This is a genomic window from Sporosarcina aquimarina (assembly GCF_033253705.1).
Lineage (GTDB): Bacteria > Bacillota > Bacilli > Bacillales_A > Planococcaceae > Sporosarcina > Sporosarcina aquimarina.
On the sequence record NZ_JAUBDH010000005.1, the window covers coordinates 95,466 to 118,049 of the forward strand.

Sequence of the window (22,584 nt, forward strand, 5' to 3'; positions counted from 1 at the left end):
ATGAAGGGGGAGGAATTACATGATTTTGTTTCCAGCAATCGATATTCAAAATGGGAAATGTGTGCGGTTAGTACAAGGAGATTTTGCACAAGAGACCATTTACAATGAGTCGCCGCTCGAAGTAGGAAAGAAATGGAGCGACCAAGGGGCTGTTTGGCTCCATGTTGTTGACTTGGATGGGGCTAAGGCGGGTCAATCAAAAAATCGGGATGCGATTATTGAACTTGTATCCACTCTTCAGATCCCCGTTCAAGTAGGTGGAGGTATTCGATCATTTGAAGCAATAGAGGATTATTTAGAGAATGGAGTGGCACGCGTTATTCTAGGTACATCGGCTATAAATGACCCTGAGTTACTAGCGAAGGCTGTAGCGAGGTATGGAAGGAAAATCGCCGTTTCTGTAGATGCAAAAAATGGGAAGCCCACGATAGCGGGGTGGACAGAAGACTCGGACTTAGATGTTACGACGTTAGTTAAAAGATTGGAAGATGCAGGTGTCGCGACGATTATTTACACAGATATTGCGAAAGACGGTATGCTTTCTGGTCCGAACTTCCAAGAACTTCAACAACTTCAGCAAAATACGAATATGGACGTAATCGCTTCAGGCGGAGTGACTACAGTAAAGGATATTGAAAGGTTGCTAACAGAAGAACTTTACGGCGCTATCGTTGGAAAAGCAATCTATGAAAACGAAACACGATTCGAGGAAATGATGGAGGGAATAAAATGACTAACAAAAAAATTATTGCGTGTTTGGATATAGATAACCGACGTGTCGTTAAAGGAAAGAAGTTTCAAGATGTAAAAGAGTTAGCCGATCCATTGGAGCTAGCGAAGAAATATGAGGCTGAAGGCGCTGATGAATTAGTATTTTATGATATCTCCGCTTCTGTCCAGCAGCGGGGAATGTTTTTAGACTTGATTCGCCAAATCGCTGAAGATATTGAGATCCCTTTCATAGTGGGTGGCGGCATCCAAAGCCTGTCCGATGTCGAACTTGCTATTGAAGCAGGTGCAGACAAAGTATCCATAAATAGCGGAGCACTAAAAAATCCGAATCTTATCGAAGAAGCGTCAGAAAGATATGGCGCGAGCAGAATCATACTTTCAATGGATGTGAGTGGAACGGCTAGAGAGAAATGGACTGTCTTTGCAAAAGCAGGACTTGAAGATACAGGGATGGACGCGATAGAATGGGCAAAAAAAGGAGAACAATTAGGAGCTGGAGAAATTGTTTTGAACTGTATTGACGAAGATGGAATGCGAAATGGCTATAATCTTGAACTGACTCAAGCAGTTTCAGATGCTGTAGCGATCCCAGTGGTAGCGAGCGGAGGCGCTGGAAGCGCTGATGACATCCGTGAAGTGTTTGAGAAAACTGGAGCGCAAGCAGCACTCGTAGCTTCTGTATTACACTTTGGCCTTGTTTCTATACCTGACTTGAAACAGGCGGTTAGGAGTGTGTCGAATGAACAGTAACAACGTGCGATTTAACGAAGAAGGATTAGTTCCTGCAATTGTGCAAGACGTTCGAACGGGTGACGTCCTGATGCTTGCATACATGAACGAGGAATCTTTGCAGAAAACAATCGAAACAGGTGAAACTTGGTTTTTTAGCAGGTCGCGGAAAGAGCTTTGGAACAAAGGAGCGACTTCAGGAAACCGTCAAACTGTTAAACAGCTGGATATAGATTGTGACCAGGATACGATTCTTATTCAAGTGGAGTCAGCAGGTCCTGCTTGTCATTTAGGGACAGCGACATGTTTCACTAGGGAATCCAATGACGACCTGCGGCGGCAGCGTACGATTGTTCAAGAAGTTGCAAAGCAAATCGAAAAAAGAAAGCAAAGTCCGCAAGACGGAGCGTATACGACCTATCTGTTCCGTGAAGGAATCGATAAAATTCTGAAGAAAGTAGGGGAAGAAACAACCGAGGTTGTCATCGGAGCGAAAAACAATGACTTAGATGAAACAGCAAACGAACTTGCAGATCTAACGTATCACATTCTTGTCCTAATGGAAGAGTTGGGACTGCCGATTGAACGAGTTAAAGACGTGCTGAAGTCCCGTCGCCTGCAAGAGGAGGGAATTCAGTGACTGAACTTTGGAGTGACATGGCTCGACGGACGAAACCATATAAAGCAGGAGAACAAATAAATACAATAGATACGATTAAACTAAACACAAACGAAAATCCTTATCCACCCAGTCCGCGCGTAGTTGAAGCATTGCAGAAAGCCCTCACAGCAGACTTACGCAAATACCCGGAGTCAGACCCTGAAAAGCTGAGAAATGCTTTGGGTGAGTACCATAAGGTATCTGCAGCGGAAGTGTTTGTAGGCAATGGATCTGACGAAGTTTTGGCACTTTCTTTTATGGCCTTCTTTACCCCGGGGAAATCGATACTGTTTCCAAGCGTTACGTATTCTTTTTACCCCACATATGCAGCATTGTTTGATATTCAATACGACGAGGTTCCAATGGGAAAAGACTTTACAATGAATGAAGAAGCGTTTTATCAATCAGCTGGAGGCGTGATTTTCCCGAATCCAAACGCACCTACCGGTATTGCATTGCCCCTTCAATCCGTTGAACGCATCATTCAAGAGAATCCAGGCCGTCCCGTTATTATTGATGAGGCATACATCGATTTTGGCGGAGAGACCGCGATTTCCCTGCTTTCACGCTATGATAATGTGCTGATTACACGTACGATGTCAAAATCCCGTTCATTAGCCGGATTGCGAATTGGATATGCAATTGGGTCTGAACTGATGATTGAAGCATTGACTCGGGTGAAAAATTCTTTTAACTCCTATACGATTGATCGATTAGCGTTAACCGCTGCAGAGGCATCAATAGAAGATGAGCTGTACTTTACTGAGACGATACAACGGATAATCGATACACGGGAACGATTTAAGAAAGTATTTGAATCCATAGGTTTTACAGTTTTACCTTCATCCGCCAACTTCTTATTCGTTCATCACCCAAAAGTTCCGGCTGTACAGTTATATGAATTATTAAAAGAGCATCATATTTTGGTTCGGCATTTCTCTCAGCCTGAAACCGAGCGGTGGCTGAGGGTTACGATTGGAACAGATGCCGAAATGGAACAGTTAGCCCAGCAATTGTTTAAGACTGTCGATGCGTGGACTGACAAAAATACGGCATATTAATGCAGTAAATTGTTCTCCGCCGCTTCACTTTGTTTGGTATAGTGGAAACAGACAGTGAATGGGGGAAAAATCATGACAGAACAGCTGCCAAATTGTCCTCAGTGTGGATCGCCTTATACATATGAAGACGGTCTGCAACTAGTATGCCCGGAGTGTGCGTATGAATGGACAGAAGGCGAAGGACTAATTCAAACAGAATCATTGAATGTTAAAGACGTGAACGGCAATCCATTACAAGATGGAGATACGGTAACAGTTATTAAAGATTTGAAAGTTAAAGGAAGTTCGTCTGTATTGAAAATCGGTACAAAGGTAAAAGGAATTCGATTAGTAGATGGAGACCATAATATTGATTGTAAAATTACTGGTTTTGGTGCGATGAAGTTAAAATCTGAATTCGTGAAGAAGGTGTAACGGATGATGAAACTATTTAATTCCAAAACGGTAGACATCATTTTCGCAGTTCTGCTCGGTTATTTTGCCTGGAACCGTTATTCAGACGGCCACACAGGAGTCGGGATTTTGTTGGCAGTCATTGCCGTGTTAAACCTCGTTGCATTTTTTGCGAAACTCAATATTGAAAAAAAGACCAACCAAAATATAAAATAAACTAAAATCGACCGCTCTTGTCAAAGAGCGTCTTTTTTTATGAAGACACAGATTGTAACTGTTTAATATGTCAGCAGGAAGGAATAGGTAATTATATGGATGAAAGAAAGGTGGTAAAATGAAGAAAAAGATACTGTTTCGTATACCGTTTTTGGTGATTGGAATAATTATTGCTTTTGTGCTGTATCAGTTTACCCCGCCCCTGAATGTCCGGGAATATAGATGGTTGATGGTAGCTTACATTATGATCGGACTTGTTGTAACTGAATGGGTCAGAATAAGGAAAAAGAACGCGACAAAGAACTGATGAATAGGTTTTCATTAACTTCAAGAAAGGTTAGGAATAACCGATTCGTTCTTTAACGCAGATCACATCCTTGTCTGTCAACTTGCAAAGCAGTTGTTTCTATTGTAACTATCCTGTACAATGGACGGATGAAAAGTATTATCTGAAATGAGGATGTCTAATGAAAAAATCAATATATGGTCTAACATTTGAACAGCTTACGACATGGCTGATCGACAATGGACAACGTAAATTCCGTGCTGAACAAATTTGGGATTGGTTATATAAGAAACGCGTAACACAGTTTTCGGACATGAAGAATATTAACTCAGACTGTATCGAGCTAATGGAAGAGCACTATGTCATTCAATCGCTCGAGCAAGCAGTTAAACAAGAATCAGAAGATGGCACGATTAAGTTCCTTTTCAAAATGCAAGATGGGAACTTAATAGAAACGGTTCTTATGACATTCCCTTATGGACACTCTGTATGCGTAACGACACAAGTCGGCTGTAACATCGGATGCAGTTTCTGCGCAAGCGGCTTGTTGAAGAAGAATCGTGACTTGAATGCTGGAGAAATTGTGGAACAGATCATGAATGTTCAACATCACTTGGATACAAAAGGAAATGAAGAGCGTGTAAGCCACATCGTTGTAATGGGTATTGGGGAGCCGTTCGATAACTACGATAATTTGATGGACTTTTTACGTGTCGTGAATGACCAAAAAGGACTCTCAATCGGAGCTCGTCATATTACAGTTTCAACAAGCGGCCTGACACCAAAGATTCGTGATTTCGCAAACGAAAATCTTCAAGTTAATCTTGCGGTATCCTTACATGCTCCAAACAACGAATTACGTACACGAATCATGAAGATTAATCGTGCATATCCGATTGAAAAGCTAGTGGATGCGATTGATTACTATTTGGAAACGACGAACCGTCGGATTACATTTGAGTACATTCTGTTGAATAATGTGAATGACCATGTAGAAGAAGCAGAGCAGCTTGCAAAACTCTTGCACAATAAGCGTCACTTGTCTTATGTGAACTTGATTCCTTACAATCCAGTGGATGAGCATGACCAGTATACGAGAAGTGAGCCGGTCAATATTAAGAAGTTCTACGAAACGCTTAAACGACGCGGCATTAACTGTGGTGTGCGTATGGAACAAGGTACGGATATCGATGCAGCTTGCGGGCAGTTGCGCAGTAAGCAGATTAAAAAAGAAAAAGCTGTTTAATTTCATAAAGAAAAGGCAGAACAGGAAATCCTCTAGATTTCCTGTTCTGCCTTTTTTAACGTTTTATTGATTCTTCTTTATAAGAATAATGATGAATTGAACAATCAATCCTATACCTAAACTAAAGGAAGAGAAGATATAAACAGAAAGAATTGCGAGGGATTGACCAAGTTCTCCTCCAATCATAAGAATACTGCGGAAGAACTCTTCAAAACTTATCACCATGCCTGCCATGAAGAACCAAAAGGCAAGTCGCAATTTATAATGCAACAGTAACAGTGCAATGAGTCCGACTGTTAAACCGAATACAGAGAAAGCTAAATAGTTTTTCCAACCCAGTTCATAACCACCAATTGTCCGAATCCCAACGATGAAAAGAACGAGCGTGGACAATCCTGTAAATAAACCAATTTTCCCTAAGTGACGATCCATGACATGCACCTGCTTTCCATCCACCATCATACCGAAAAACAGCATGTTCTGCACAACAAAAAAGCACAACCTCGTGAACGAGGCTGTGCTAGGATCATTGAATTAGTTTTTGTTTGCAATGACAACAAGTTTCCCTTTGTCGAGTTCGCTCTCTGCAGCAGCTGCGTCGTCTTCAGTCAGACCAGCACCGTGCATTTTACTGCGGAGTTCGTCTCCACGAGAGCTGAACATATTTTTCATGGAATCGAGGAAGCCTTGTTCTTTCATACCTGCTTCTTCTGTATCCAATGCATCGTTGATATCAGAGCCGCGTTTTTTATCATGGGCAAAGATGTAAATGTCATCATGTGTATAGCCTTTTGTTACGAGTTCTTCAACTTTCTCTTTTGCTTGTACTGCGTTTTCAACATAAAATTTTTCTACCATTATGAATCCCTCCAAGTAATTTTAGTAACTCTTAACTGCTCTAGTGTTTGTATACCATCATTCGATTGAATTTAAACAATCTTATTCAAAGTAATGACAAAACCATGTACAGTTACTATAACGGAGGGATCTATTAAAGGTACAGATCACCTTTTAAACGCTGATATGCTTTCAAGAAAAACGAAGGATCCATATTGACATGAAAAGAGCGTACCCCTTGGTTTGTGTGCAGATAAAACAAACCGGATCCATCTGAGAAGGGCTTATATGAACAATCGAGTACAGCGTCGATTGGAAACGAATAATGTTGTGAGTGAATCACTGTTTCATGTAACGTTAGTTGACAGTCATTTGTGGAGATTGTTTGGTCAATCCATCCTACAGTCTTTTGCGAAACGGTATACGTCAACGTTGCGAGTATGTCTTGCGACAAAGAATCCCTCCTAGTTTTTTTGTTTAGTATATTGTTTCACTGTTTTCAATAAATCATGTACGTAATCTTCATCTACATAATTAAATTCACTAACCAGTTTTCCATCTTTAGCGATCAAATAAAAATTAGTGCCATGTATGACTTGGTCGGATGCTTCAGGCTTCTGGATGATCGTTTGGAAGTTTTCACGGGCAAATGTGGTGATTTCTTGTTTTGAATAGCCCGTAAGAAAATGCCAATTGCTTTGATCATCCGTGTATTGAGCTGCATAAGTCTGTAATATTTCCGGAGTATCTATATCCGGATCTGCGGTAAACGATACAAACTGGACATCCAAATCATTCTTCTTAAACTCTTCTTGAAGTGCTGCCATCTCTGACGTCATGGGAGGACAAACAGTTTCACAATTAGTAAAAATGAAATCCGCTATCCAAACGGTATCTTCCAATTGACTAAGTCCGAACGCATCTCCTTGTTGATCCAGAAAAGTGAAGGAGGCTATCTCCCGTTCAGGAGTCTTTGGTGATGAGCAGGCAGAAAGCAAAGCGATGACTGAGGCAAATAGGACGACGAATCGAATTACTTTCATAATTACTCCTCCTCAGTGAACATCGGCAAATCGATTGTTACGATTGTACCGGATGTTGGATCGCTGTCCATGGTGAATACTCCGTCATGTAAGCGAACGATTTCCTTAACGATAGACAATCCAAGACCAGTTCCGCCTGTCGTCCGTGTTCTTGCTTTGTCAGTGCGGAAGAAACGTTCGCCCATGCGGCTCAGATCTTCTTTAGAAATAGTCAGCCCTTCATTTTGAACTTCGTAACGGACGACAGCTGCAATTTCATGCAATCCAATTTGAATCGCACCCCCATCTGATACGTACTTAACAGCGTTATCAATCGTATTATAAAAAACCTGTTGTATCCGATTAGGATCACCAAGAATAATGAGGTCCTCCTCGATATCCAGGTGTAATTGAATGGATCGGGCAGCCAAATGGATACGGAACAGGTCGATTGTATCGACTAACAGTTGGGCAACGACAATGGGCTCTCTTTCTACTGTGAACAAACCTTCTTGAAGATGATTTAAATCAGTCAAATCATTAATCAGCTTACTTAAACGGGCTGTTTCTTTTTCAATGGTATTTAAATAGTTCGCTGCATCTGAATCATTGTCGTCTGAAATTTGTTTTAAGGCATGCGTATATCCGCTAATGTACGTAAGGGGGGTTCGCATTTCGTGTGCGAGATTACTTGTGAACTCCCGTTTCCTTTCTTCCTGGGCTTCCAATGAGGAACTCATTGTATTAAAAGCAACGGCAAGTTCCCCGATTTCGTCAGAACGGGTTGTCTCGACCCTGCCTGAAAAGTCACCGTGAGATACATTAGCAGCAAGACCTTGCAGCTTTCTTAATGGACTGAACAGGGAACTCCAAACCCGATTAATAAGCAAGAAAAGGATAATGAAAAAGCCAGCACCTGCAGCAATGAGCAAAGGAAGACTTTCTTTAAATACATCTTGAATCGCAGCCAGTGGAACATAAATGTAGATAAAACCTATGAGTGAATCTTTTCCGCGAATCGGAAAAATGGCACCGAGAATCTCCCGATTGAACTCTTCGACGTATCCTTTTTTTACAACGTAAGAACCTTTATCCAATATTTTACGATCAGAACTGTCCACTAGATTTTCGTAATTCACTTGATAGGGGAAGTAGGAGGATAAGTCGTCTAATTGGTCCACTACCACAATTTCGTATTCAGAGACGACATTGTACCATTGGATTTTTTCGATAATGTCCTCACTAAGTTCGCCGAAGTGATAATGCGCAGCAGTCCGTTTTCCTTGGTATACAATCGATTCCTCAATACTTTCTAAATACAACTTGGAGTATAGAAAGTGGATGAAAAAAAATGAAAATAATATCGTAAAGGCGAGGCTTAAAAAAAACAACGATAAGATTTTTTTACTTAATGTCAGTTTCAATTGTTTACACCTCGAACTTATAGCCGATGCCCCAGACAGTTTCTATTTTTTGACCTTCGTCTCCTAGTTTCAAACGCAATGTTTTTATATGAGTATCCACGGTTCTTACACTGCTGTCGTGTTCATCTCCCCACACGATTTGAAGAAGCTCATCGCGTGAGTAAACTCTTCCAGAATGTTTGGCAAGAACGTACAAAATGCCGAACTCTTTTAATGTAAGGGACAATGCCTTACCATTTACTGTTGCGCGATGCGCTTCTTTATCGATTTCAAGCGGTCCGTACGATAAAGCGTTATGCACTTCTTGGCGTTGATAAGATCTGCGCAATACGGAAGCGACGCGTGCTATTAGTTCGCCAGGCAAAAAAGGTTTCACAATATAGTCATCACCGTGTTTAAGTCCTTTAATTTTGTCCCATTCTTCTCCTTTGGCCGATAAAAAGATGATAGGAATGTCAATCGTTCTTTTGACTTCTTGAGCAAAAAGGAATCCATCCATGTAGGGCATCATGACATCGACTAAACATAAGTCAACACGCACTTCGTGTAGAAGGGAGAGGGCGTGTACACCATCTGTTGCTTCAATGACCCGATACCCTTCCTTTTCCAAAAATGTTCGAATCAACTTCCTCATTTCAGCTTCATCGTCTATGACCATTATTGTATATGCAATCATATTGTTTTCCCCATTTCATCAATCATTAAGTATGGTAATTTTCTCAAAAAAGAATGAACATTACATGAAGTTTGCAGACTTCATACTTCCTTCTAATTTACTTTGTAGAATGGGACTCATACAGTAATAATACTTGAAAGATTGCAAAGCGTTAAGCAAAAAGGAGCGAATTGGAAATGAAGAAGAGATATTTGGCAGCGAGTACAGCACTCATCGCATTATTAGCAACAGGATGTGGCCAGGAAGATACCGATGCAAACTCCAGTGCAGAAGAAGAAATGGTCGTCCCAATTTCTGTCGATCTGACTGTCCCTGAAAGCGGGGAAGCCGGCGAAGCAGTTCATTTGTCAGCCGCAGTTACCCAAGGGGATGAGAAAGTTGCAGACGCAGATGACGTAGAGTATGAAATTTGGGAAGAAGGAAAGAAAGAAGATAGCTGGATGGTTAAATCTGAACAAAATACAGACGGTTTGTACGAAGCCGAAGCGACTTTCGAACATGACGGGCTGTTTCACGTGCAAGTACACGTAACTGCTCGGGATATGCACACAATGCCTATGAAAGAAATTACAATTGGTGAAGGTGCAGCTGAAGAAACAGGAGAAGCAGGTCATGAATCAGGTCATGGGGATCACCACGGTGAACACGCAACTGAAGGCTTTTCTATGCACTTCATGGAACCGGATGCTGTAAAGGCCAATGAGCCGGCAATGATGATGGTTCATCTGCAGCAAGATGATCAGCCGCTTGAAGGAGCACGCGTCCGTTTGGAAGTTGTTGTGAACGATAAATCTGATGCAGCGCAATGGGTGAAGCTTTCAGAGGAAAAACCGGGCGAGTATACCGGTGAATTGACAGTGGACGCCATCGGAAAAGCAACTGTCACAGTTCACGTTGAAGATGACGAAGGATTACACGAACACGAATCTCATGAACTGACAATTTCAGAATAAAAGAGCGTTCGATGTCGATATTTCATACTAAACCCCTTATAATAGAAATAGTCTAAAGAAACGAGGGGTTTTTAAATGGAATATCCAGAAAAAACGTGTTCAGTTGAACGGCTTGTAACAGTTCCAGAAGATGTGAAAAAAGTGTTAGAAGGCACAAAGTCAGCTACAAGAAGAAATGGAATTTACGCTTATCCTGGTGAGGTTATGGAACTTGAAGGAAAGCAATTTAAAGTAGAAGCGCTTTATCAGCAATCACTTGGTGAAGTGACTGAAGAAAACGCTAAAGCTGAAGGGTTTGAAAACCTGGATGCCTATAAAAAATCTATTCTTGATATGCATGTAGGAATGAAATGGATACCAACAATGAAAGTATGGGTGCATGAGTTTACTCCCGTAAAGAATTGATGGATCTGGGATGGGCTTGTTCTATACCATCATCGTCTACCTTCATGTGCTGTCAGCAGTTGCTTCAGTAGGACCGCTATTTTTGCTGTTTCCGATTATTTCTCGGATTCGCAATGCGAGTTCACTGGAACAGAGTAGTCTGCTTTCATTATTTAAGTGGACTACCCGATTTGTAATGCATGCGGGACATGTTCTCGTTGTTACTGGTGTTATCTTGATTTTAATTGGGCCGTGGCCATGGTATACTTCGTGGGTCATAGTAACGCTTGGTGTTATGATGTTATCGATCGTATTCCTTGCAAGCGGTTTTTCGAAAGTTCTTAATCGATTTGTGACGGAACCCGAGAATCGGGAAGAGTTACTAGAAAAACTAACAAAAACATCGAGGCGTTACATCGGGTTACTGTTAGTGATGCTCTACCTTATGGTAGCAAAACCGGCATTTTGGTAAATGGAAAACTTGAAAATATACATACAAAAAGCAGAGGCGACCACCTCTGCTTTTTTGTACTGCTTATGAATTTGTTAGTTGTGCTTCTGCGTTAATCTGTTCTGTTAACTCGACTAGCTGGTCTATTAAGCTTCCGATATAAGCAATTGTATTACGCAGCGGTTCTTCGGTTGTAATATCGACTCCCGCCATTTGAGCGAGTTCAGCAGGTGTTTTTGTCCCGCCCGCTTGTAATACTTTTATCCAATCATCTACTGCAGGTTGTCCTTCATCAAGTACGCGCTTCGCAACTTCCGTTGAAATTGTTAGACCTGCACTATACGTATATGGATATAGACCCATGTAGTAATGCGGCTGACGCATCCATGTGAGCTCTGCGCCTTCGTTGATCTCCACTGTATCACCCCAGAAATCTTCCAGAACGCTTCGCTTCAGTTCGTTCAAAATCGATGCGTTTACACTTCCGCCTGCGTCAATTTTCTCATATACTTTACGCTGATAAGCAGCTTCTAGTAAATGGGTAACGAAGTTGTGATAATACGTACGTGAAATGATTGAAGAAATAACCCAACGCTTAAACTTCAAATCTTCCGAATTTGAAAGAAGATGGTTAGCTACAAGCATTTCATTCATCGTAGATGGTGCTTCGACGAAATACGTAGATGGACGTGAGTTAAATGCATTCTGTTTCTTGTGGGCGTTATAGAAATGACCTGCGTGTCCAAGTTCGTGTGCAAGGACAAAGACGTCTTCCATGCTGCCCGTCCATGAAATTAAGATATAAGGATGGGTTCCGTAAGGGCTAGCGCAAAAGGCGCCTGTTGCTTTACCTTTGTTTTGTGCAAAATCAGTCCAGCGTTCATCATACGAACGTTTTACCATATCTAAATAGTCAGGACCCATAATTGCAAGTGCATCATTAATATATTTCTTGGATTCTTCAACAGTGATTTTAGGTTCATAGGATGCATCTAACGGGGCTTTCAAATCCGCAAACGTTATTTTTTCCAGTCCGTAAACATCTTGAAGAAGCTTTGCATACTTGCGCATATGCGGTGCCAATTCTTCAGTAATTAAATCGATTTGACGATGATACATCGACTGATCGACTTCCTGATTGAACAATAAGTAATCAATCACGCTGTCATAACCGCGTAAGTCCGATGTGATTTTTTCGATTTGTAAGTGGGAATCAAATGTTTTAGCCGTTGTATGCTGATACTCGCGTAATTTTGATGAAAATGCATCAAAAGCAGCACGCCTTTTTTTCGTGTCTGGCTCAGACTCCCAGTCTCCTTCAAATGATACATAACTTAGGGGATATGCTTTACCGTCAACGGTGAAGTCTTCAAAGTTCATATCCACCATTTTTGTTGTGTTATACAATCCGTACGGCGCGTCGAACGCAGAAGAATAGGCAGCCAATGCTTTTTCAACTTCAGGATGAAGACGATATTGTTTTTCACGGATAAGTTCTTTTAAGTAATGGCTATATTCTTCGGATTGCTCCATAGCTTGTTGAAGGACTTCTTCCGAAAGATCGAGCAGCTCACTAGTTACAAAGGAGAGCTGACTGCCGATTTTAGCAGAAATCGATCCAAACTGACTGTCTCGCATTTGGGCTTCGTCATCGGTCTGATCGACGCTGGAAGCCAGATTTGTATACGTTCCAAGCGGGATGAGCTGTAAGTAGATTGCTTCATAATCTTTCAGTACTGCTACTACTTGTTCAGCTGTTTTAATAGTTCCTTGATACTTTTTTTCGAAAGCTGTTACTTCTTTTTGTAAGGATTCTAACGCAGAAGTATAGTCTTCCTCTGTAGCGAACAAATCTTTCAAATTCCAAGTTTCTTCTGTAGGTACTTCTGAACGTTTAGGCAGTTGTTTAACCAATAGGCTCTCTCCTTTATTTCGAATTCCGAACTGTTTCCAGTATAAAACAAATCACTTAAAATGTACAAAGATTAGTAGGGAAAATCTATTAATTATGAGGAATGGCTTAACAAGATGAAATTCACCATCCAATCCACGTCAAGCGGGCCATCAAGTACTGTATATTGTTCGCCTGTATGAGTAACAACGAAATTGTCTTCAATCATTATAGTAATTAAATTATGTTCACTATCTTCGAGACTTATTGTAAATTGATTGAAGTTTAAGTCGTCCAGGTATTCTTGAGAATCTCTTTTCTTTAACTCATAGTCATTTAAAAATTCCAGTAGCATGGCAATTTGCTCTCTATCCGTTGTCATCCAGGCAGGTGGATCTGTGCTAGTCGCCGATGGCTTAGTAAAAATAAGTTGCTCGATTTGGTTTTCAGGTACATGCAGCACTTCATGAAAACCTTTGCTCGTGTATTCATTGATTGACTGAAGCATTGCGTATGCTCCGCCAATTAAAAGTAATAATAATAGAAAACCTCGCATTTTCATTGTGTCGACCTCCTAAATGTTCGTTAATGTACTATACGCAACTTGAAGTACACGTGTTATTGCATTCCGACATTAATGTATGCGATGGCCTGTCTAAAAAGTCTTTTAATTTCTATGATATACTGGGAAGGAAATCAGCAAAGGGGGAATTCGAATGGAAACTAAAGTGAAAAGTGCAATACAAGATCGTTATCCTGACGACTTTTCATGGTGTTATGGATGTGGAAGATTAAACAAAAAGGGGCATCAATTCAAAACTGGATGGGATGGGGACCAAACAGTTACATATTATGAACCGGAGCCTGACCATACAGCAATTCCCGGATTTGTCTATGGGGGGATTATAGCTTCTCTGATAGATTGTCACGGGACTGGATCTGCAGCGCTTGCTCTTCACAGGAAAAATGGATACGAACCCGATAGTGAAGAACTTCCGCCTCGATTCGTAACCGCTTCCTTATCAGTGAATTATGTAAAGCCTACTCCTCAAGGAACTCTGTTAAAAGCAATCGGGACAATCGAGGAAGTTCATCCTAAAAAGTTCAAAGTCACTGTTGAAGTGCTGGCAGATGGAGAACGCTGTGCAACAGGAGAAGTTGTAGCAGTCGTTATGCCTGCATCTTTTGGAGCTAAGTAATGTGAAACTTTTCATAACACCCTCTCGTATACTAGGTAAGATATATTGAGAGGGTGTAAACTGATGGAGACTAAAGGATTAAAAATTCTTATCCATGCGAGCGCGTTCTTTGCTCCATTTTTAGTACCTGTTCTAGTTTTTCTATTAACATTATTTGTAGAAATGGACGTTCAAGTGAAACGTCTTTCCATACAAGCGCTGTTATTTCAACTAGTGATGGGGGCATTAATTGTACTATCAACAATTTTTTCAGTTATACTGATCGGCTTACCATTTTTGGCGATATTCATCATCATGACAATCGTGATTCCAATAATTGCGATTGTGAAAACCCTGCAAGATGAGCCATATAGTTATCCAATTGTTGGACGCTGGTTCTGATAACCTGAATAGAAACTTAATGATAAAAACCTTTCTAAGCGTCTTAGGGCACTCTCGAAAGGTTTTTATCAATTTATTGAAAGTCTCGGGCGATTCTGCCATATAGTGATAGCAGAATGTTGTGAGGCGGTGTTGAAAAGTGGGTATCGTTCAAAGAGTTTGGGTGTTATTAGTAGGGACATTGCTGCTTGCAATTGGCTTAAACGGATTTTTAGTTCCACACGGGTTAATGGAAGGAGGCGCGCTGGGAATCAGCTTGATAGTTCACTATGTAATGGGAACTAAAGTGGGCCTGACATTCCTTCTGATAAGTATTCCTATTTTCTTATTGGCTTGGCTGACACATCGGCCGTTTTTCTACAATGGAATTCACGGAATGCTCATTTCTGCCATTGTCATTGATATGATGGCACCGCTTCGGGAGATTGCTTTTCAGCTGCATATAGCTCCTCTGACTAGCGCTGCAATTGGTGGATTACTCATTGGGATTGGGACCGGAATTATGATGTCGTATGGAATAAGTATTGGCGGCACGGATTTACTTGCACAGCTCGTAGCAAAAGGATTGAAAACGAATTCCGGGCTGATCATTTTGCTATTTGATATTATGATTGTTATGATAGGTAGCTCACTGATCACCGAAGTTTCATTACTTTTATCACTAGTTACTGTATTGTGTGTTGGTCTCGCAATCAGTGTAATCGTCTTTCGAAAAACCACTATTCAGTCGAAGCGTGTATTGCAGTAGATTTAATCCTTCTGTGCTGCTTTTTCAGCAGTTTGATAACTTTGATAGACATCTACTGTATTGACGATAAAGAGCGAAATAACTAGAACAACGGACAGCAGAGATAGTCCTTCCTCATTTAAAGGTGAAGCTGTGTCAGGACGACCTTCATATAGCGCTTCAATCATACGCTGGAATAATGCGGTATCGAGCAATAGGGGAAATAATGTACATGTCCAGCTCATGTTAAGCAATAGCTTACCTGCCGCTAGTTTTTTATTCCAATATCCTTCTGAACTTTCGTAAGCCCCTAAAACAATCTCAATCACAATAAGAAAAAGCATAATAGGCAAGTACAGTGTTAAAGCAATTTCATCAGAAGCTGTCATAAAGTCACGTCCTTTACATATGAATTGTATCCGCATTGAGGATTGTTTAATCACTGTCAGGATGTTTAAAAACTGTGTTTTTATAAAGTGAATGTTATCCAGATAAAAATCAGGGTATTAGAAAAAATATAAACTTATAGGAGTCGTTGCCGTTGGAGAGGAAGTTTTGGAAAAACCCAGTGTTTGTAATATCAGCTGCAGTTATTTTTGTTTTAGTATTATTAGGAGCAATCATGCCGGTCAAATTTGGGTACGTAGCAGATAGATTATATGATTTTACAACTCGGAGCTTCGGTTGGTTTTATTTGCTTATTGTATTTGCTTTGATCGTTTTCTTGATTGGTCTCGCACTTAGTAAATATGGCGCAATTCGTCTTGGAGGAGATGATGAGCGGCCGGACTTTCCGTTCTTTACTTGGATAGGTATGTTATTTTCTGCCGGCTTTGGAGTGGGACTAGTATTCTATGGTGTTGCCGAGCCGATGAGTCACTATATCAATGCACCTGTTTCGGGCATAAAACCGGGTACAGAAGAAGCCGCAAGATTGGCAATGGGGTATTCGTTTTTCCATTGGGGCATTTCACAATGGGCTATTTTTGGTTTAGTTGGACTCGTTATTGCATTTTTACAGTTTAGAAAAAAGAAAGACGGTCTCATTTCAACTGCTTTAGAACCTGTTGTCGGTTCAAACAAATACTTAAAGGGCGGTATAGATTCGTTAGCAGTTATTGCTACAGTCATGGGGATCGCAACTTCACTTGGTCTTGGTGTACTGCAAATGAGCGGAGGATTGGAATACGCTTTTGACATTAAAAATACATTTGTCATCCAGTTTGCCATTATTGCTGTTGTGTTTGTTGCCTACATGCTATCCGCTTCAACTGGTTTAAATAAAGGAATCCGTTATTTAGGAAATTTCAACTTGGGCTTAGCAATTGCTCTTCTCGCATTCTTTTTCATCGTAGGTCCGAAAGTCTTCATATTAGACAGCTTTACATTAGCAATCGGTGATTATATAACGAACTTCATTCAATATAGTTTGCGTTTGCAGCCATACGGAGAAGGAACTTGGGTACAGAAATGGACCATTTTCTATTGGGCTTGGACAATTGCTTGGTCTCCATTCGTTGGAGCGTTTGTAGCCCGTGTATCTAAAGGCAGAACCATTCGGGAGTTCATCGTCGGAGTTATGGTGATCCCTCCTGTTTTCGCCTGTATGTGGGTTGCTACATTAGGCGGAACTGCACTTTATAGTGATTTGAAAAACGGGACAAACATTGCAGAAGTTGTGAACCAAGATGTAACTTCAGCACTTTTTGAAACGTTTCAACATATGCCCTTTACTGGATTGCTGACACTCTTAGCAATTGTTCTTATATTCACTTTCCTGATTACATCTGCAGACTCCGCTACTTACATTTTGGCTAGTATGACAACTAAAGGCAGTCTATTGCCGCCAATGGCTGTAAAAATGACATGGGGAGTACTAATGTCAGGTATTGCAGCTGTCTTGCTAAAAGCAGGTGGTTTAGAAGCATTGCAATCCGCCTCCTTAGTTTCTGCATTGCCGTTTGGAGTGTTTTTAATCATCATGCTGTTTGCAATGGTGAAAATGCTCAAAAAAGAACCGATTACAGTTCGGCCGCGAGATGTGCGTCGTTTTGAACGGGTCGAAGCCGAATATAATAAGAAAAAAGAGCGTAGGCTCGAGAAGGAACGTAAGAAGAAAAAGAAATAACGTTAAAAAAGGAAGTTATGAGTTCAATAACAACTCATAGCTTCCTTTTTAACTTGAAGACTTCACATATAGTTCTTGCTTTTCAGGAAGGATCAGGCAATTTAGTTGGCCGCCGAATACTGCACCGCCATCAATTCCAATAATCGAGTTAGCGCCGTGAAAAATACTGTGATTATTCTCATCGTTGTGCAATCCGCTTGTTGGTGTATGACCGAAAATCACTGTCTTTGTCCAGTCATAATTATTATGGAAGTCGTCACGTATCCAAATTAGGTCATATGGATCCGTTTCTTCCAATGGAGTTCCGGGTTTTACACCCGCATGAATGAAAATCGTTTCTTCTTCTTCAATATAATAAGGAAGCTGTTGAACGAAGGTTAAATGTTGATCCAGCTTTTCGGAGTGCAAAGAAGGTTTGATGAATTCTTCTTCGTCCGAGAACAAAAAGGATTCAGGACGAAAGCCATAGCTCTTCAATGTACAATCCCCGCCGTTACGGCCTGTCCAATTTCGCCATGATCGTTCATTGCCATCCACTAATGATTTAACCATCATATCTTCATGATTGCCTCTAAGTGCTATTGCACCACCATCCACCAATCCCATGACTCTATCGAGCGTTGCTTTGGAATCGGGTCCCCGGTCTATGTAATCTCCGAGCAAAAAAAGTCGATCTGATTCTGCATTGTAATTTGCTTTATTCAATAGGTCATTCAGCATTTGGAGTTCTCCGTGGATGTCACTAATGACTAGTGTACGTCTCATATCTCTCTTCCTTTCGTCTGGATGTCTAATTTAAGACTACGTCATCTATATCGATAAATCAATTTCAGATAATTGTAACGAAAAGGTAATTGGGACGTCTGATTTAGTTAAATGGAGGAGGCGGAAGAGATGAATAGAATAACACTATTTCTTTCGATGTTTTTATTGATGGGAATGATGGTTCCAAGTAATGAAGTGAAAGCGTGTTCGTGCATCGAAGCACCCCCTGTATCAGAAGCAGTTGACCAATCGGATGCCGTTTTCCTAGGAACTGTCACTTCAATTAAAGAACTAGTATCCAATCGGGAAGTGACAATTGAAGTCAAAGAATCTTGGAAAGGGGTAGAGTCGAAAACACTTACTGTCTATACCGGGTTCAACAGTGCGGATTGTGGACTGACTATCGACACCGGTGAGAAATATCTTTTCTATGCAAATAAGTCGAGTGAAGATACTGGTGATCCGATTTTGACGAGTTCGTTTTGCAGCCGCACAGCAACAGAACTCAATGCATCAGAAGATTTAAAAGTGCTGGGTGCTGGGCAAAAAGAGTTTACCGAGACAAAAGCAAGTACACCTTCTGAAGAAGATTCTAATTCTAAGAGATTGTGGGTAGTGGCAATAGGAATTGGCGTACTTGGTATTATCTTTATAGGCTCATGGATAATTCGATCTAAACGCAACTAACTTCGTATTATAAGAAAGGGACGAAACGTTGGAGGGGACTGTTTCCGGGAATCAGGCGCTCGATATCTTTTAATGAAATCGGAAAGTACGGAAACCCCCAAACATACGCAGTGATTTCATATAATTGGAAGTAGATGACGAGAGAAGAGTCAGCTAGATAGAAGTCTTGGTCTTTTCTAATTTCAGCAAATGGCGGATCGAGGAGTTCCACATCCCAATCAGCAATCTTTTTTCTGATGTGATCAGATATCGGCTTTTCAAAGTCTTGCGAGCCCATTAGGTCATAAAGTGAATATTTCTTACCAGTGAACGTGTCAAACGTCAAAGCTCTCACAACGGTCATGCCATGAGCTCCACCTGCAAAAGAATAGGCGACGAGTGTAAGACTTAATAAATTCCGTTCGTTTGTCTTGATTTCATAATAGACAGTGAGTTCGACTAATTTCGGATCATAGTAGTTTTGGTCGATTAACAGCTGGTTCAACGCGTTTTGGATTTGTGTGTTGATGCTATGTTGAATCACAGGCAAGTGTGGAAGATGTACTTCTGGGAATACAATTGAAATAGCGGGGGATGGGTTTGGTAATTGGCGTGTGGTAATTAAAACCGGAATATTTTTCAAAACGTCATCCTTTCTTCGATGTAGTATCGTATGCTTTGGCTCGTTTTCCGATGCATTCTGTATATTAAAAAAGACGGGATACGCTGTTGAGCGTATCCCGTCTTTTCACGTAGATTTACTGTTTCTTACTAAGTTCATCGTGAATCAGATCGATGTTGTAATTTAAGTACTTTACATACGTATCAATTTCTTCACCAGGATCACCTATTTCATCGGAATAGATGAACTTCTCTGCAATAGGGACACCTGTTTCTTTAGAAACTGTTTCCATCGGGCGTGTATCGACGTTGGATTCTACAAACAATACAGGAACTTTATGTTCTTGTATAAAGTGTACCAAGTCTTTTATTTGTTTAGGTGAACCGTTTTCTTCTGTGTCAATCTCCCAGATGAAAGCTTCTTTAAGGCCATAGTGGGAAGCCATGTACTGGAATGCGCGTTCACTTGTAACGAGTGTGCGGTTTTCTTCTGGAATATCATTAATTCGCTCTTCATAATCTTTGTCGATTTCTTTCAAACGGGCAATATACTCTTCTCCGCGTTCTTGTATTTTTTCACTGTCTGTAGGATGTTTGTCGATCAATACCTCTGTAATTTTTTCAGCCATTTGAACACCAACGCCTGGGTCAATAAATGCGTGAGGGTTAATCTCTTCTTCACGGCCGTCTTCATCGGTTAAGTATTGTGGTGTTACTTTTTCTGTAAGATTAAAGATGTTTTCATCTTTTTGGTGAACGGAGTCGGTCATCTTTTTGAACCAACCTTTGTCGCCGCCTTCTAAATTCAGTCCGTTAAAGAACAAAACGTCAGCGTCTGTAGCGGCTTTGATATCTTTCGGAAGTGGTTCATACTCATGAGGATCCGTTCCAGATGGTACTAAGTTATGAACTTCAATATAGTCACCGCCAATTTGCCGTGCCATGTCAGCGATAATTGTAAATGATGTAATGACTTTCATTTTTTCTTTCCCATCGGGTGCGGATGCAGCTTCATCGTCTTTTCCGCATGCTGCGAGCATGAAGACTGCCATCAATGACAATGCCATCCAAGTTACAAACTTCTTCATAATCAAAATCTTCTCCTTTGGTTTCAAAATAATATAGTAATCCCGCCTGATGAAATAGGGGAAGTGTACTCATTTTTCATGTTAAGCAGCGGCGTTATGTTTTCCGCGGGATTTGAACAGTTGCGTTATCAATCCTTGCTGTGGTGAAAATAAGAACGCCAAAATGAAAATAGCTGTTGTTGCGAGTGCAATGACCGGTCCTGAAGGCATGTTGTATAAGAAACTGAAATACAATCCGATAACTGCAGATAAGGCTCCAAAGAAAGATGCCAGCACAACCATCGTCGATAGCCGATTGGTTAACAAGTACGCTGCGGAAGCTGGTGTTATAAGCATTGAAACTACGAGAATAACCCCAACTGTTTGTAGAGAAGCGACCGTTACTAGTGTCAATAAAAACATAATCGCATAGTGAATGAACCTCGTGTTTAAGCCGTAAGCAGCCGCCATGGTTTCGTCGAAACTTGAAATAAGCAGCTCTTTGAAAAATAATACGACGACCCCGATAACAATGGCTCCAATTACAAGTGTGATCCACATATCGGAATCCCGGACGGACAATACATTACCGAAAAGTATTTGCGTCAAATCAGTTGCACTGCGTGCTTTAGTAATCAATATAATACCCAATGCGAAGAAAGCAGAGAAAACAATACCGATAGCCGAGTCACTTTTAATACGGCTGTTCTGACTGATTGCGCCAATACCGAACGCAGTCAATACGCCAGTAAGCACTGCTCCGTAGAAATAGTTGATGCTGAGCATGTAGGAAATCGCAACGCCCGGCAGAACGGCGTGGGAAATCGCATCGCCCATTAGCGCCATGCCCCTTAAAACAATAAAACTGCCAATCACACCGCAAATGATCCCCACCATTACGGATGTGATAAATGCTTTTTGCAAAAATGCATAGTTCATCAAATCATGAAAAAACTCCATTACACTTGAACCTCCAAATCATCAAACATAGTCATCGGCCGTTCATAAGCACGTGTCATATTTTTTTCACGGAATACTTGTTCAACCGGGCCTGCGTCAATTAGTTCTTTGTTCATCAAGATCAATTCATCAAAATAACTTTTCACTTTAGACAAGTCGTGGTGTACGACTAATACTGTTTTGCCTGCATCTTTTAGCTTTCTAAGAATCTCGATGATGACTTCTTCACTTGAAACGTCAATCCCGACAAACGGTTCGTCTAGAAAAAAGTAATCTGCTTTTTGTGCTAAAGCTCTTGCAAGGAAAACACGCTGTTGCTGCCCGCCGGATAATTCACCGATTTGACGATCCGCAAAATCTTGCATTCCTACTTGTTTCAGACATTCCATAGCCCAAGCTTTGTCAGCCTTACTCGGTCTATGAAACAATCCAAGTTTAGGATACGTACCAAGAAGCACTGTATCTTTTACAACAATAGGAAAGTTCCAGTCGATATTTGAACGCTGGGGAACATAGGCGATGATTTTGCGTACCTTATCGATTGGTTTTGAACCTATTTGTGTAGTGCCGCTATCTTTTCTTATCAGGCCAAGCATTGCTTTCATTAATGTCGACTTACCTGCGCCGTTCGGGCCTAGAATTCCTATTAAACTGCCGGGTGCAAATGTAAAGGACACATTTCGAACAACTTGTTTGCCCGAATAAGACACAGAAATATCACGTGCAGTAATTGATTCTGTCATTATAATTCCTCCTGAATAGATAAAGTAAAGTTTCCTTCATGCAACTTTTTACGTAATATAACATCATTTTCAAACATGGATAGTATTTAAGATAATTTTCTTCACTGTATGCACACACATACGAAAGGGTTCTTATTCATAGGATACAACAAATTGTTTCCCTCATGCAACTTTAAGTTTCCCCTGTGCAACTTTTTATAGTATAGTCTAACTATGCTTATGTGTAAAGAGAAAAACATAGATTATTTTGAGTGATTCATATCTTTGAAAAAGTTGTAATCCTGCACTCAATAGAGTGTTTGATTGATAAATCCTACCGCAGCAGGGCATCTCATTTGAGGTGTCCTGTTTGCGTTGGAGCAAAG

The 22,584-nt window shown here is 40.8% G+C and carries 29 protein-coding genes; 15 read left to right on the forward strand and 14 right to left on the reverse strand.

All coding sequences use genetic code 11. The features are described 5' to 3' along the window. Positions 1-19: 19 nt before the first annotated feature. The 7 genes from hisA (at position 20) to rlmN (ending at position 5,324) form a co-directional block, all read left to right on the forward strand. On the forward strand, positions 20-733 hold the full coding sequence (gene hisA / locus QT716_RS09590; RefSeq protein ID WP_317935822.1) for a 1-(5-phosphoribosyl)-5-[(5-phosphoribosylamino)methylideneamino]imidazole-4-carboxamide isomerase: 714 nt from the start codon (positions 20-22) through the stop codon (positions 731-733). Then, positions 730-1,482 (forward strand): imidazole glycerol phosphate synthase subunit HisF, encoded by a 753-nt coding sequence (gene hisF, locus QT716_RS09595; protein ID WP_317935823.1) that lies wholly within the window; start codon positions 730-732, stop codon positions 1,480-1,482. The genes hisA and hisF overlap by 4 nt, the downstream gene beginning before the upstream one ends. Further along, a complete protein-coding gene (gene hisIE, locus QT716_RS09600; protein ID WP_317935824.1) occupies positions 1,472-2,101 on the forward strand; it encodes a bifunctional phosphoribosyl-AMP cyclohydrolase/phosphoribosyl-ATP diphosphatase HisIE in 630 nt (209 codons plus the stop codon). Before hisF ends, hisIE begins: the two co-directional genes overlap by 11 nt. After that, the gene (hisC, locus tag QT716_RS09605) at positions 2,098-3,183 is read left to right on the forward strand and encodes a histidinol-phosphate transaminase (protein WP_317935825.1); all 1,086 of its coding nucleotides are present in this window, start codon (positions 2,098-2,100) and stop codon (positions 3,181-3,183) included. Before hisIE ends, hisC begins: the two co-directional genes overlap by 4 nt. A 72-nt stretch (positions 3,184-3,255) precedes the next feature. After that, positions 3,256-3,597, forward strand: coding sequence for a zinc ribbon domain-containing protein YjdM (locus tag QT716_RS09610; protein ID WP_317935826.1), 342 nt, complete (start codon positions 3,256-3,258; stop codon positions 3,595-3,597). Between the two features lie 3 nt (positions 3,598-3,600). Further along, positions 3,601-3,792 carry a hypothetical protein gene (locus QT716_RS09615; protein WP_317935828.1) on the forward strand — a complete coding sequence of 64 codons (192 nt, stop codon included), beginning with the start codon at positions 3,601-3,603 and terminating at the stop codon, positions 3,790-3,792. Between the two features lie 467 nt (positions 3,793-4,259). After that, complete coding sequence (gene rlmN / locus QT716_RS09620) at positions 4,260-5,324, forward strand: 23S rRNA (adenine(2503)-C(2))-methyltransferase RlmN (protein ID WP_317935829.1); 1,065 nt, start codon at positions 4,260-4,262, stop codon at positions 5,322-5,324. Positions 5,325-5,387: 63 nt separating this feature from the next. On the opposite strand, the gene QT716_RS09625 is transcribed toward rlmN, so the two are convergent. From QT716_RS09625 to QT716_RS09650, 6 genes are all read right to left on the reverse strand, one after another. Then, positions 5,388-5,756 (reverse strand): hypothetical protein, encoded by a 369-nt coding sequence (locus tag QT716_RS09625; protein WP_317935830.1) that lies wholly within the window; start codon positions 5,754-5,756, stop codon positions 5,388-5,390. Between the two features lie 102 nt (positions 5,757-5,858). Beyond that, the gene (locus tag QT716_RS09630; RefSeq protein ID WP_317935831.1) at positions 5,859-6,182 is read right to left on the reverse strand and encodes a general stress protein; all 324 of its coding nucleotides are present in this window, start codon (positions 6,180-6,182) and stop codon (positions 5,859-5,861) included. Positions 6,183-6,315: 133 nt separating this feature from the next. Further along, positions 6,316-6,615, reverse strand: coding sequence for a hypothetical protein (locus tag QT716_RS09635; RefSeq protein ID WP_317935832.1), 300 nt, complete (start codon positions 6,613-6,615; stop codon positions 6,316-6,318). Positions 6,616-6,625: 10 nt separating this feature from the next. After that, the gene (locus tag QT716_RS09640; protein ID WP_317935833.1) at positions 6,626-7,204 is read right to left on the reverse strand and encodes an SCO family protein; all 579 of its coding nucleotides are present in this window, start codon (positions 7,202-7,204) and stop codon (positions 6,626-6,628) included. A gap of 2 nt (positions 7,205-7,206) precedes the next feature. Beyond that, positions 7,207-8,607 (reverse strand): sensor histidine kinase, encoded by a 1,401-nt coding sequence (locus tag QT716_RS09645; RefSeq protein ID WP_317935834.1) that lies wholly within the window; start codon positions 8,605-8,607, stop codon positions 7,207-7,209. 4 nt (positions 8,608-8,611) lie between these two features. Then, a complete protein-coding gene (locus tag QT716_RS09650) occupies positions 8,612-9,283 on the reverse strand; it encodes a response regulator transcription factor (protein ID WP_317935835.1) in 672 nt (223 codons plus the stop codon). Between the two features lie 176 nt (positions 9,284-9,459). On the opposite strand from QT716_RS09650, the gene QT716_RS09655 reads away from it, so the two are divergent. From QT716_RS09655 to QT716_RS09665, 3 genes are all read left to right on the forward strand, one after another. Continuing rightward, complete coding sequence (locus QT716_RS09655; protein WP_317935836.1) at positions 9,460-10,236, forward strand: FixH family protein; 777 nt, start codon at positions 9,460-9,462, stop codon at positions 10,234-10,236. A 75-nt stretch (positions 10,237-10,311) separates the two neighbouring features. Next, positions 10,312-10,641, forward strand: coding sequence for an ASCH domain-containing protein (locus tag QT716_RS09660; protein ID WP_317935837.1), 330 nt, complete (start codon positions 10,312-10,314; stop codon positions 10,639-10,641). Between the two features lie 10 nt (positions 10,642-10,651). Next, positions 10,652-11,092 carry a hypothetical protein gene (locus QT716_RS09665; RefSeq protein WP_317935838.1) on the forward strand — a complete coding sequence of 147 codons (441 nt, stop codon included), beginning with the start codon at positions 10,652-10,654 and terminating at the stop codon, positions 11,090-11,092. A 63-nt stretch (positions 11,093-11,155) separates the two neighbouring features. Here the strand turns inward: QT716_RS09665 and pepF are convergent, their stop codons facing one another. Then, the gene (pepF, locus tag QT716_RS09670) at positions 11,156-12,985 is read right to left on the reverse strand and encodes an oligoendopeptidase F (RefSeq protein ID WP_317935839.1); all 1,830 of its coding nucleotides are present in this window, start codon (positions 12,983-12,985) and stop codon (positions 11,156-11,158) included. Between the two features lie 92 nt (positions 12,986-13,077). Then, positions 13,078-13,524, reverse strand: a complete 447-nt coding sequence (locus tag QT716_RS09675) for a hypothetical protein (RefSeq protein WP_317935840.1) — start codon at positions 13,522-13,524, stop codon at positions 13,078-13,080. Between the two features lie 154 nt (positions 13,525-13,678). Between QT716_RS09675 and QT716_RS09680 the strand changes: the two genes are divergently transcribed. The 3 genes from QT716_RS09680 to QT716_RS09690 all read left to right on the forward strand — a co-directional run bounded on the left by QT716_RS09680 (position 13,679) and on the right by QT716_RS09690 (position 15,290). Next, positions 13,679-14,161: a PaaI family thioesterase gene (locus QT716_RS09680; protein ID WP_317935841.1), complete on the forward strand. Its 483-nt coding sequence runs from the start codon at positions 13,679-13,681 to the stop codon at positions 14,159-14,161. Positions 14,162-14,224: 63 nt separating this feature from the next. After that, positions 14,225-14,542: a DUF4870 domain-containing protein gene (locus tag QT716_RS09685; protein ID WP_317935842.1), complete on the forward strand. Its 318-nt coding sequence runs from the start codon at positions 14,225-14,227 to the stop codon at positions 14,540-14,542. Between the two features lie 139 nt (positions 14,543-14,681). Further along, positions 14,682-15,290 (forward strand): YitT family protein, encoded by a 609-nt coding sequence (locus tag QT716_RS09690; protein WP_317935843.1) that lies wholly within the window; start codon positions 14,682-14,684, stop codon positions 15,288-15,290. A 2-nt stretch (positions 15,291-15,292) separates the two neighbouring features. Here QT716_RS09690 and QT716_RS09695 read toward each other — a convergent pair whose 3' ends face one another. Continuing rightward, positions 15,293-15,658: a hypothetical protein gene (locus QT716_RS09695; protein WP_317935844.1), complete on the reverse strand. Its 366-nt coding sequence runs from the start codon at positions 15,656-15,658 to the stop codon at positions 15,293-15,295. A gap of 152 nt (positions 15,659-15,810) precedes the next feature. On the opposite strand from QT716_RS09695, the gene QT716_RS09700 reads away from it, so the two are divergent. After that, complete coding sequence (locus tag QT716_RS09700; RefSeq protein WP_317935845.1) at positions 15,811-17,397, forward strand: BCCT family transporter; 1,587 nt, start codon at positions 15,811-15,813, stop codon at positions 17,395-17,397. A gap of 48 nt (positions 17,398-17,445) precedes the next feature. Here QT716_RS09700 and QT716_RS09705 read toward each other — a convergent pair whose 3' ends face one another. Next, positions 17,446-18,162 carry a metallophosphoesterase family protein gene (locus QT716_RS09705; RefSeq protein WP_317935846.1) on the reverse strand — a complete coding sequence of 239 codons (717 nt, stop codon included), beginning with the start codon at positions 18,160-18,162 and terminating at the stop codon, positions 17,446-17,448. 129 nt (positions 18,163-18,291) lie between these two features. Here QT716_RS09705 and QT716_RS09710 point away from each other — a divergent pair, with 129 nt between their 5' ends. Further along, complete coding sequence (locus tag QT716_RS09710) at positions 18,292-18,849, forward strand: hypothetical protein (protein WP_317935847.1); 558 nt, start codon at positions 18,292-18,294, stop codon at positions 18,847-18,849. A gap of 7 nt (positions 18,850-18,856) precedes the next feature. Here the strand turns inward: QT716_RS09710 and QT716_RS09715 are convergent, their stop codons facing one another. The 4 genes from QT716_RS09715 to QT716_RS09730 form a co-directional block, all read right to left on the reverse strand. Then, the gene (locus QT716_RS09715) at positions 18,857-19,471 is read right to left on the reverse strand and encodes a DUF3298 and DUF4163 domain-containing protein (RefSeq protein ID WP_317935848.1); all 615 of its coding nucleotides are present in this window, start codon (positions 19,469-19,471) and stop codon (positions 18,857-18,859) included. A gap of 115 nt (positions 19,472-19,586) precedes the next feature. Next, on the reverse strand, positions 19,587-20,537 hold the full coding sequence (locus QT716_RS09720; RefSeq protein ID WP_317935849.1) for a metal ABC transporter solute-binding protein, Zn/Mn family: 951 nt from the start codon (positions 20,535-20,537) through the stop codon (positions 19,587-19,589). A gap of 81 nt (positions 20,538-20,618) precedes the next feature. Beyond that, a complete protein-coding gene (locus QT716_RS09725; RefSeq protein WP_317935850.1) occupies positions 20,619-21,476 on the reverse strand; it encodes a metal ABC transporter permease in 858 nt (285 codons plus the stop codon). Then, positions 21,476-22,219 carry a metal ABC transporter ATP-binding protein gene (locus QT716_RS09730; RefSeq protein ID WP_317935851.1) on the reverse strand — a complete coding sequence of 248 codons (744 nt, stop codon included), beginning with the start codon at positions 22,217-22,219 and terminating at the stop codon, positions 21,476-21,478. Before QT716_RS09730 ends, QT716_RS09725 begins: the two co-directional genes overlap by 1 nt. Between the last annotated feature and the right edge of the window lie 365 nt (positions 22,220-22,584).

What these genes read in the sequence shown, in the direction of transcription:
- hisA (WP_317935822.1), top strand. Translation starts at nt 20, where the DNA reads ATGATTTTGTTTCCAGCAATCGATATTCAAAATGGGAAATGTGTGCGG.
- hisF (WP_317935823.1), top strand. Translation starts at nt 730, where the DNA reads ATGACTAACAAAAAAATTATTGCGTGTTTGGATATAGATAACCGACGT.
- hisIE (WP_317935824.1), top strand. Translation starts at nt 1,472, where the DNA reads ATGAACAGTAACAACGTGCGATTTAACGAAGAAGGATTAGTTCCTGCA.
- QT716_RS09610 (WP_317935826.1), top strand. Translation starts at nt 3,256, where the DNA reads ATGACAGAACAGCTGCCAAATTGTCCTCAGTGTGGATCGCCTTATACA.
- QT716_RS09615 (WP_317935828.1), top strand. Translation starts at nt 3,601, where the DNA reads ATGATGAAACTATTTAATTCCAAAACGGTAGACATCATTTTCGCAGTT.
- rlmN (WP_317935829.1), top strand. Translation starts at nt 4,260, where the DNA reads ATGAAAAAATCAATATATGGTCTAACATTTGAACAGCTTACGACATGG.
- QT716_RS09625 (WP_317935830.1), bottom strand. Translation starts at nt 5,756, where the DNA reads ATGGATCGTCACTTAGGGAAAATTGGTTTATTTACAGGATTGTCCACG.
- QT716_RS09630 (WP_317935831.1), bottom strand. Translation starts at nt 6,182, where the DNA reads ATGGTAGAAAAATTTTATGTTGAAAACGCAGTACAAGCAAAAGAGAAA.
- QT716_RS09640 (WP_317935833.1), bottom strand. Translation starts at nt 7,204, where the DNA reads ATGAAAGTAATTCGATTCGTCGTCCTATTTGCCTCAGTCATCGCTTTG.
- QT716_RS09650 (WP_317935835.1), bottom strand. Translation starts at nt 9,283, where the DNA reads ATGATTGCATATACAATAATGGTCATAGACGATGAAGCTGAAATGAGG.
- QT716_RS09655 (WP_317935836.1), top strand. Translation starts at nt 9,460, where the DNA reads ATGAAGAAGAGATATTTGGCAGCGAGTACAGCACTCATCGCATTATTA.
- QT716_RS09660 (WP_317935837.1), top strand. Translation starts at nt 10,312, where the DNA reads ATGGAATATCCAGAAAAAACGTGTTCAGTTGAACGGCTTGTAACAGTT.
- QT716_RS09665 (WP_317935838.1), top strand. Translation starts at nt 10,652, where the DNA reads ATGGGCTTGTTCTATACCATCATCGTCTACCTTCATGTGCTGTCAGCA.
- QT716_RS09675 (WP_317935840.1), bottom strand. Translation starts at nt 13,524, where the DNA reads ATGAAAATGCGAGGTTTTCTATTATTATTACTTTTAATTGGCGGAGCA.
- QT716_RS09680 (WP_317935841.1), top strand. Translation starts at nt 13,679, where the DNA reads ATGGAAACTAAAGTGAAAAGTGCAATACAAGATCGTTATCCTGACGAC.
- QT716_RS09685 (WP_317935842.1), top strand. Translation starts at nt 14,225, where the DNA reads ATGGAGACTAAAGGATTAAAAATTCTTATCCATGCGAGCGCGTTCTTT.
- QT716_RS09695 (WP_317935844.1), bottom strand. Translation starts at nt 15,658, where the DNA reads ATGACAGCTTCTGATGAAATTGCTTTAACACTGTACTTGCCTATTATG.
- QT716_RS09705 (WP_317935846.1), bottom strand. Translation starts at nt 18,162, where the DNA reads ATGAGACGTACACTAGTCATTAGTGACATCCACGGAGAACTCCAAATG.
- QT716_RS09710 (WP_317935847.1), top strand. Translation starts at nt 18,292, where the DNA reads ATGAATAGAATAACACTATTTCTTTCGATGTTTTTATTGATGGGAATG.
- QT716_RS09720 (WP_317935849.1), bottom strand. Translation starts at nt 20,537, where the DNA reads ATGAAGAAGTTTGTAACTTGGATGGCATTGTCATTGATGGCAGTCTTC.
- QT716_RS09725 (WP_317935850.1), bottom strand. Translation starts at nt 21,476, where the DNA reads ATGGAGTTTTTTCATGATTTGATGAACTATGCATTTTTGCAAAAAGCA.
- QT716_RS09730 (WP_317935851.1), bottom strand. Translation starts at nt 22,219, where the DNA reads ATGACAGAATCAATTACTGCACGTGATATTTCTGTGTCTTATTCGGGC.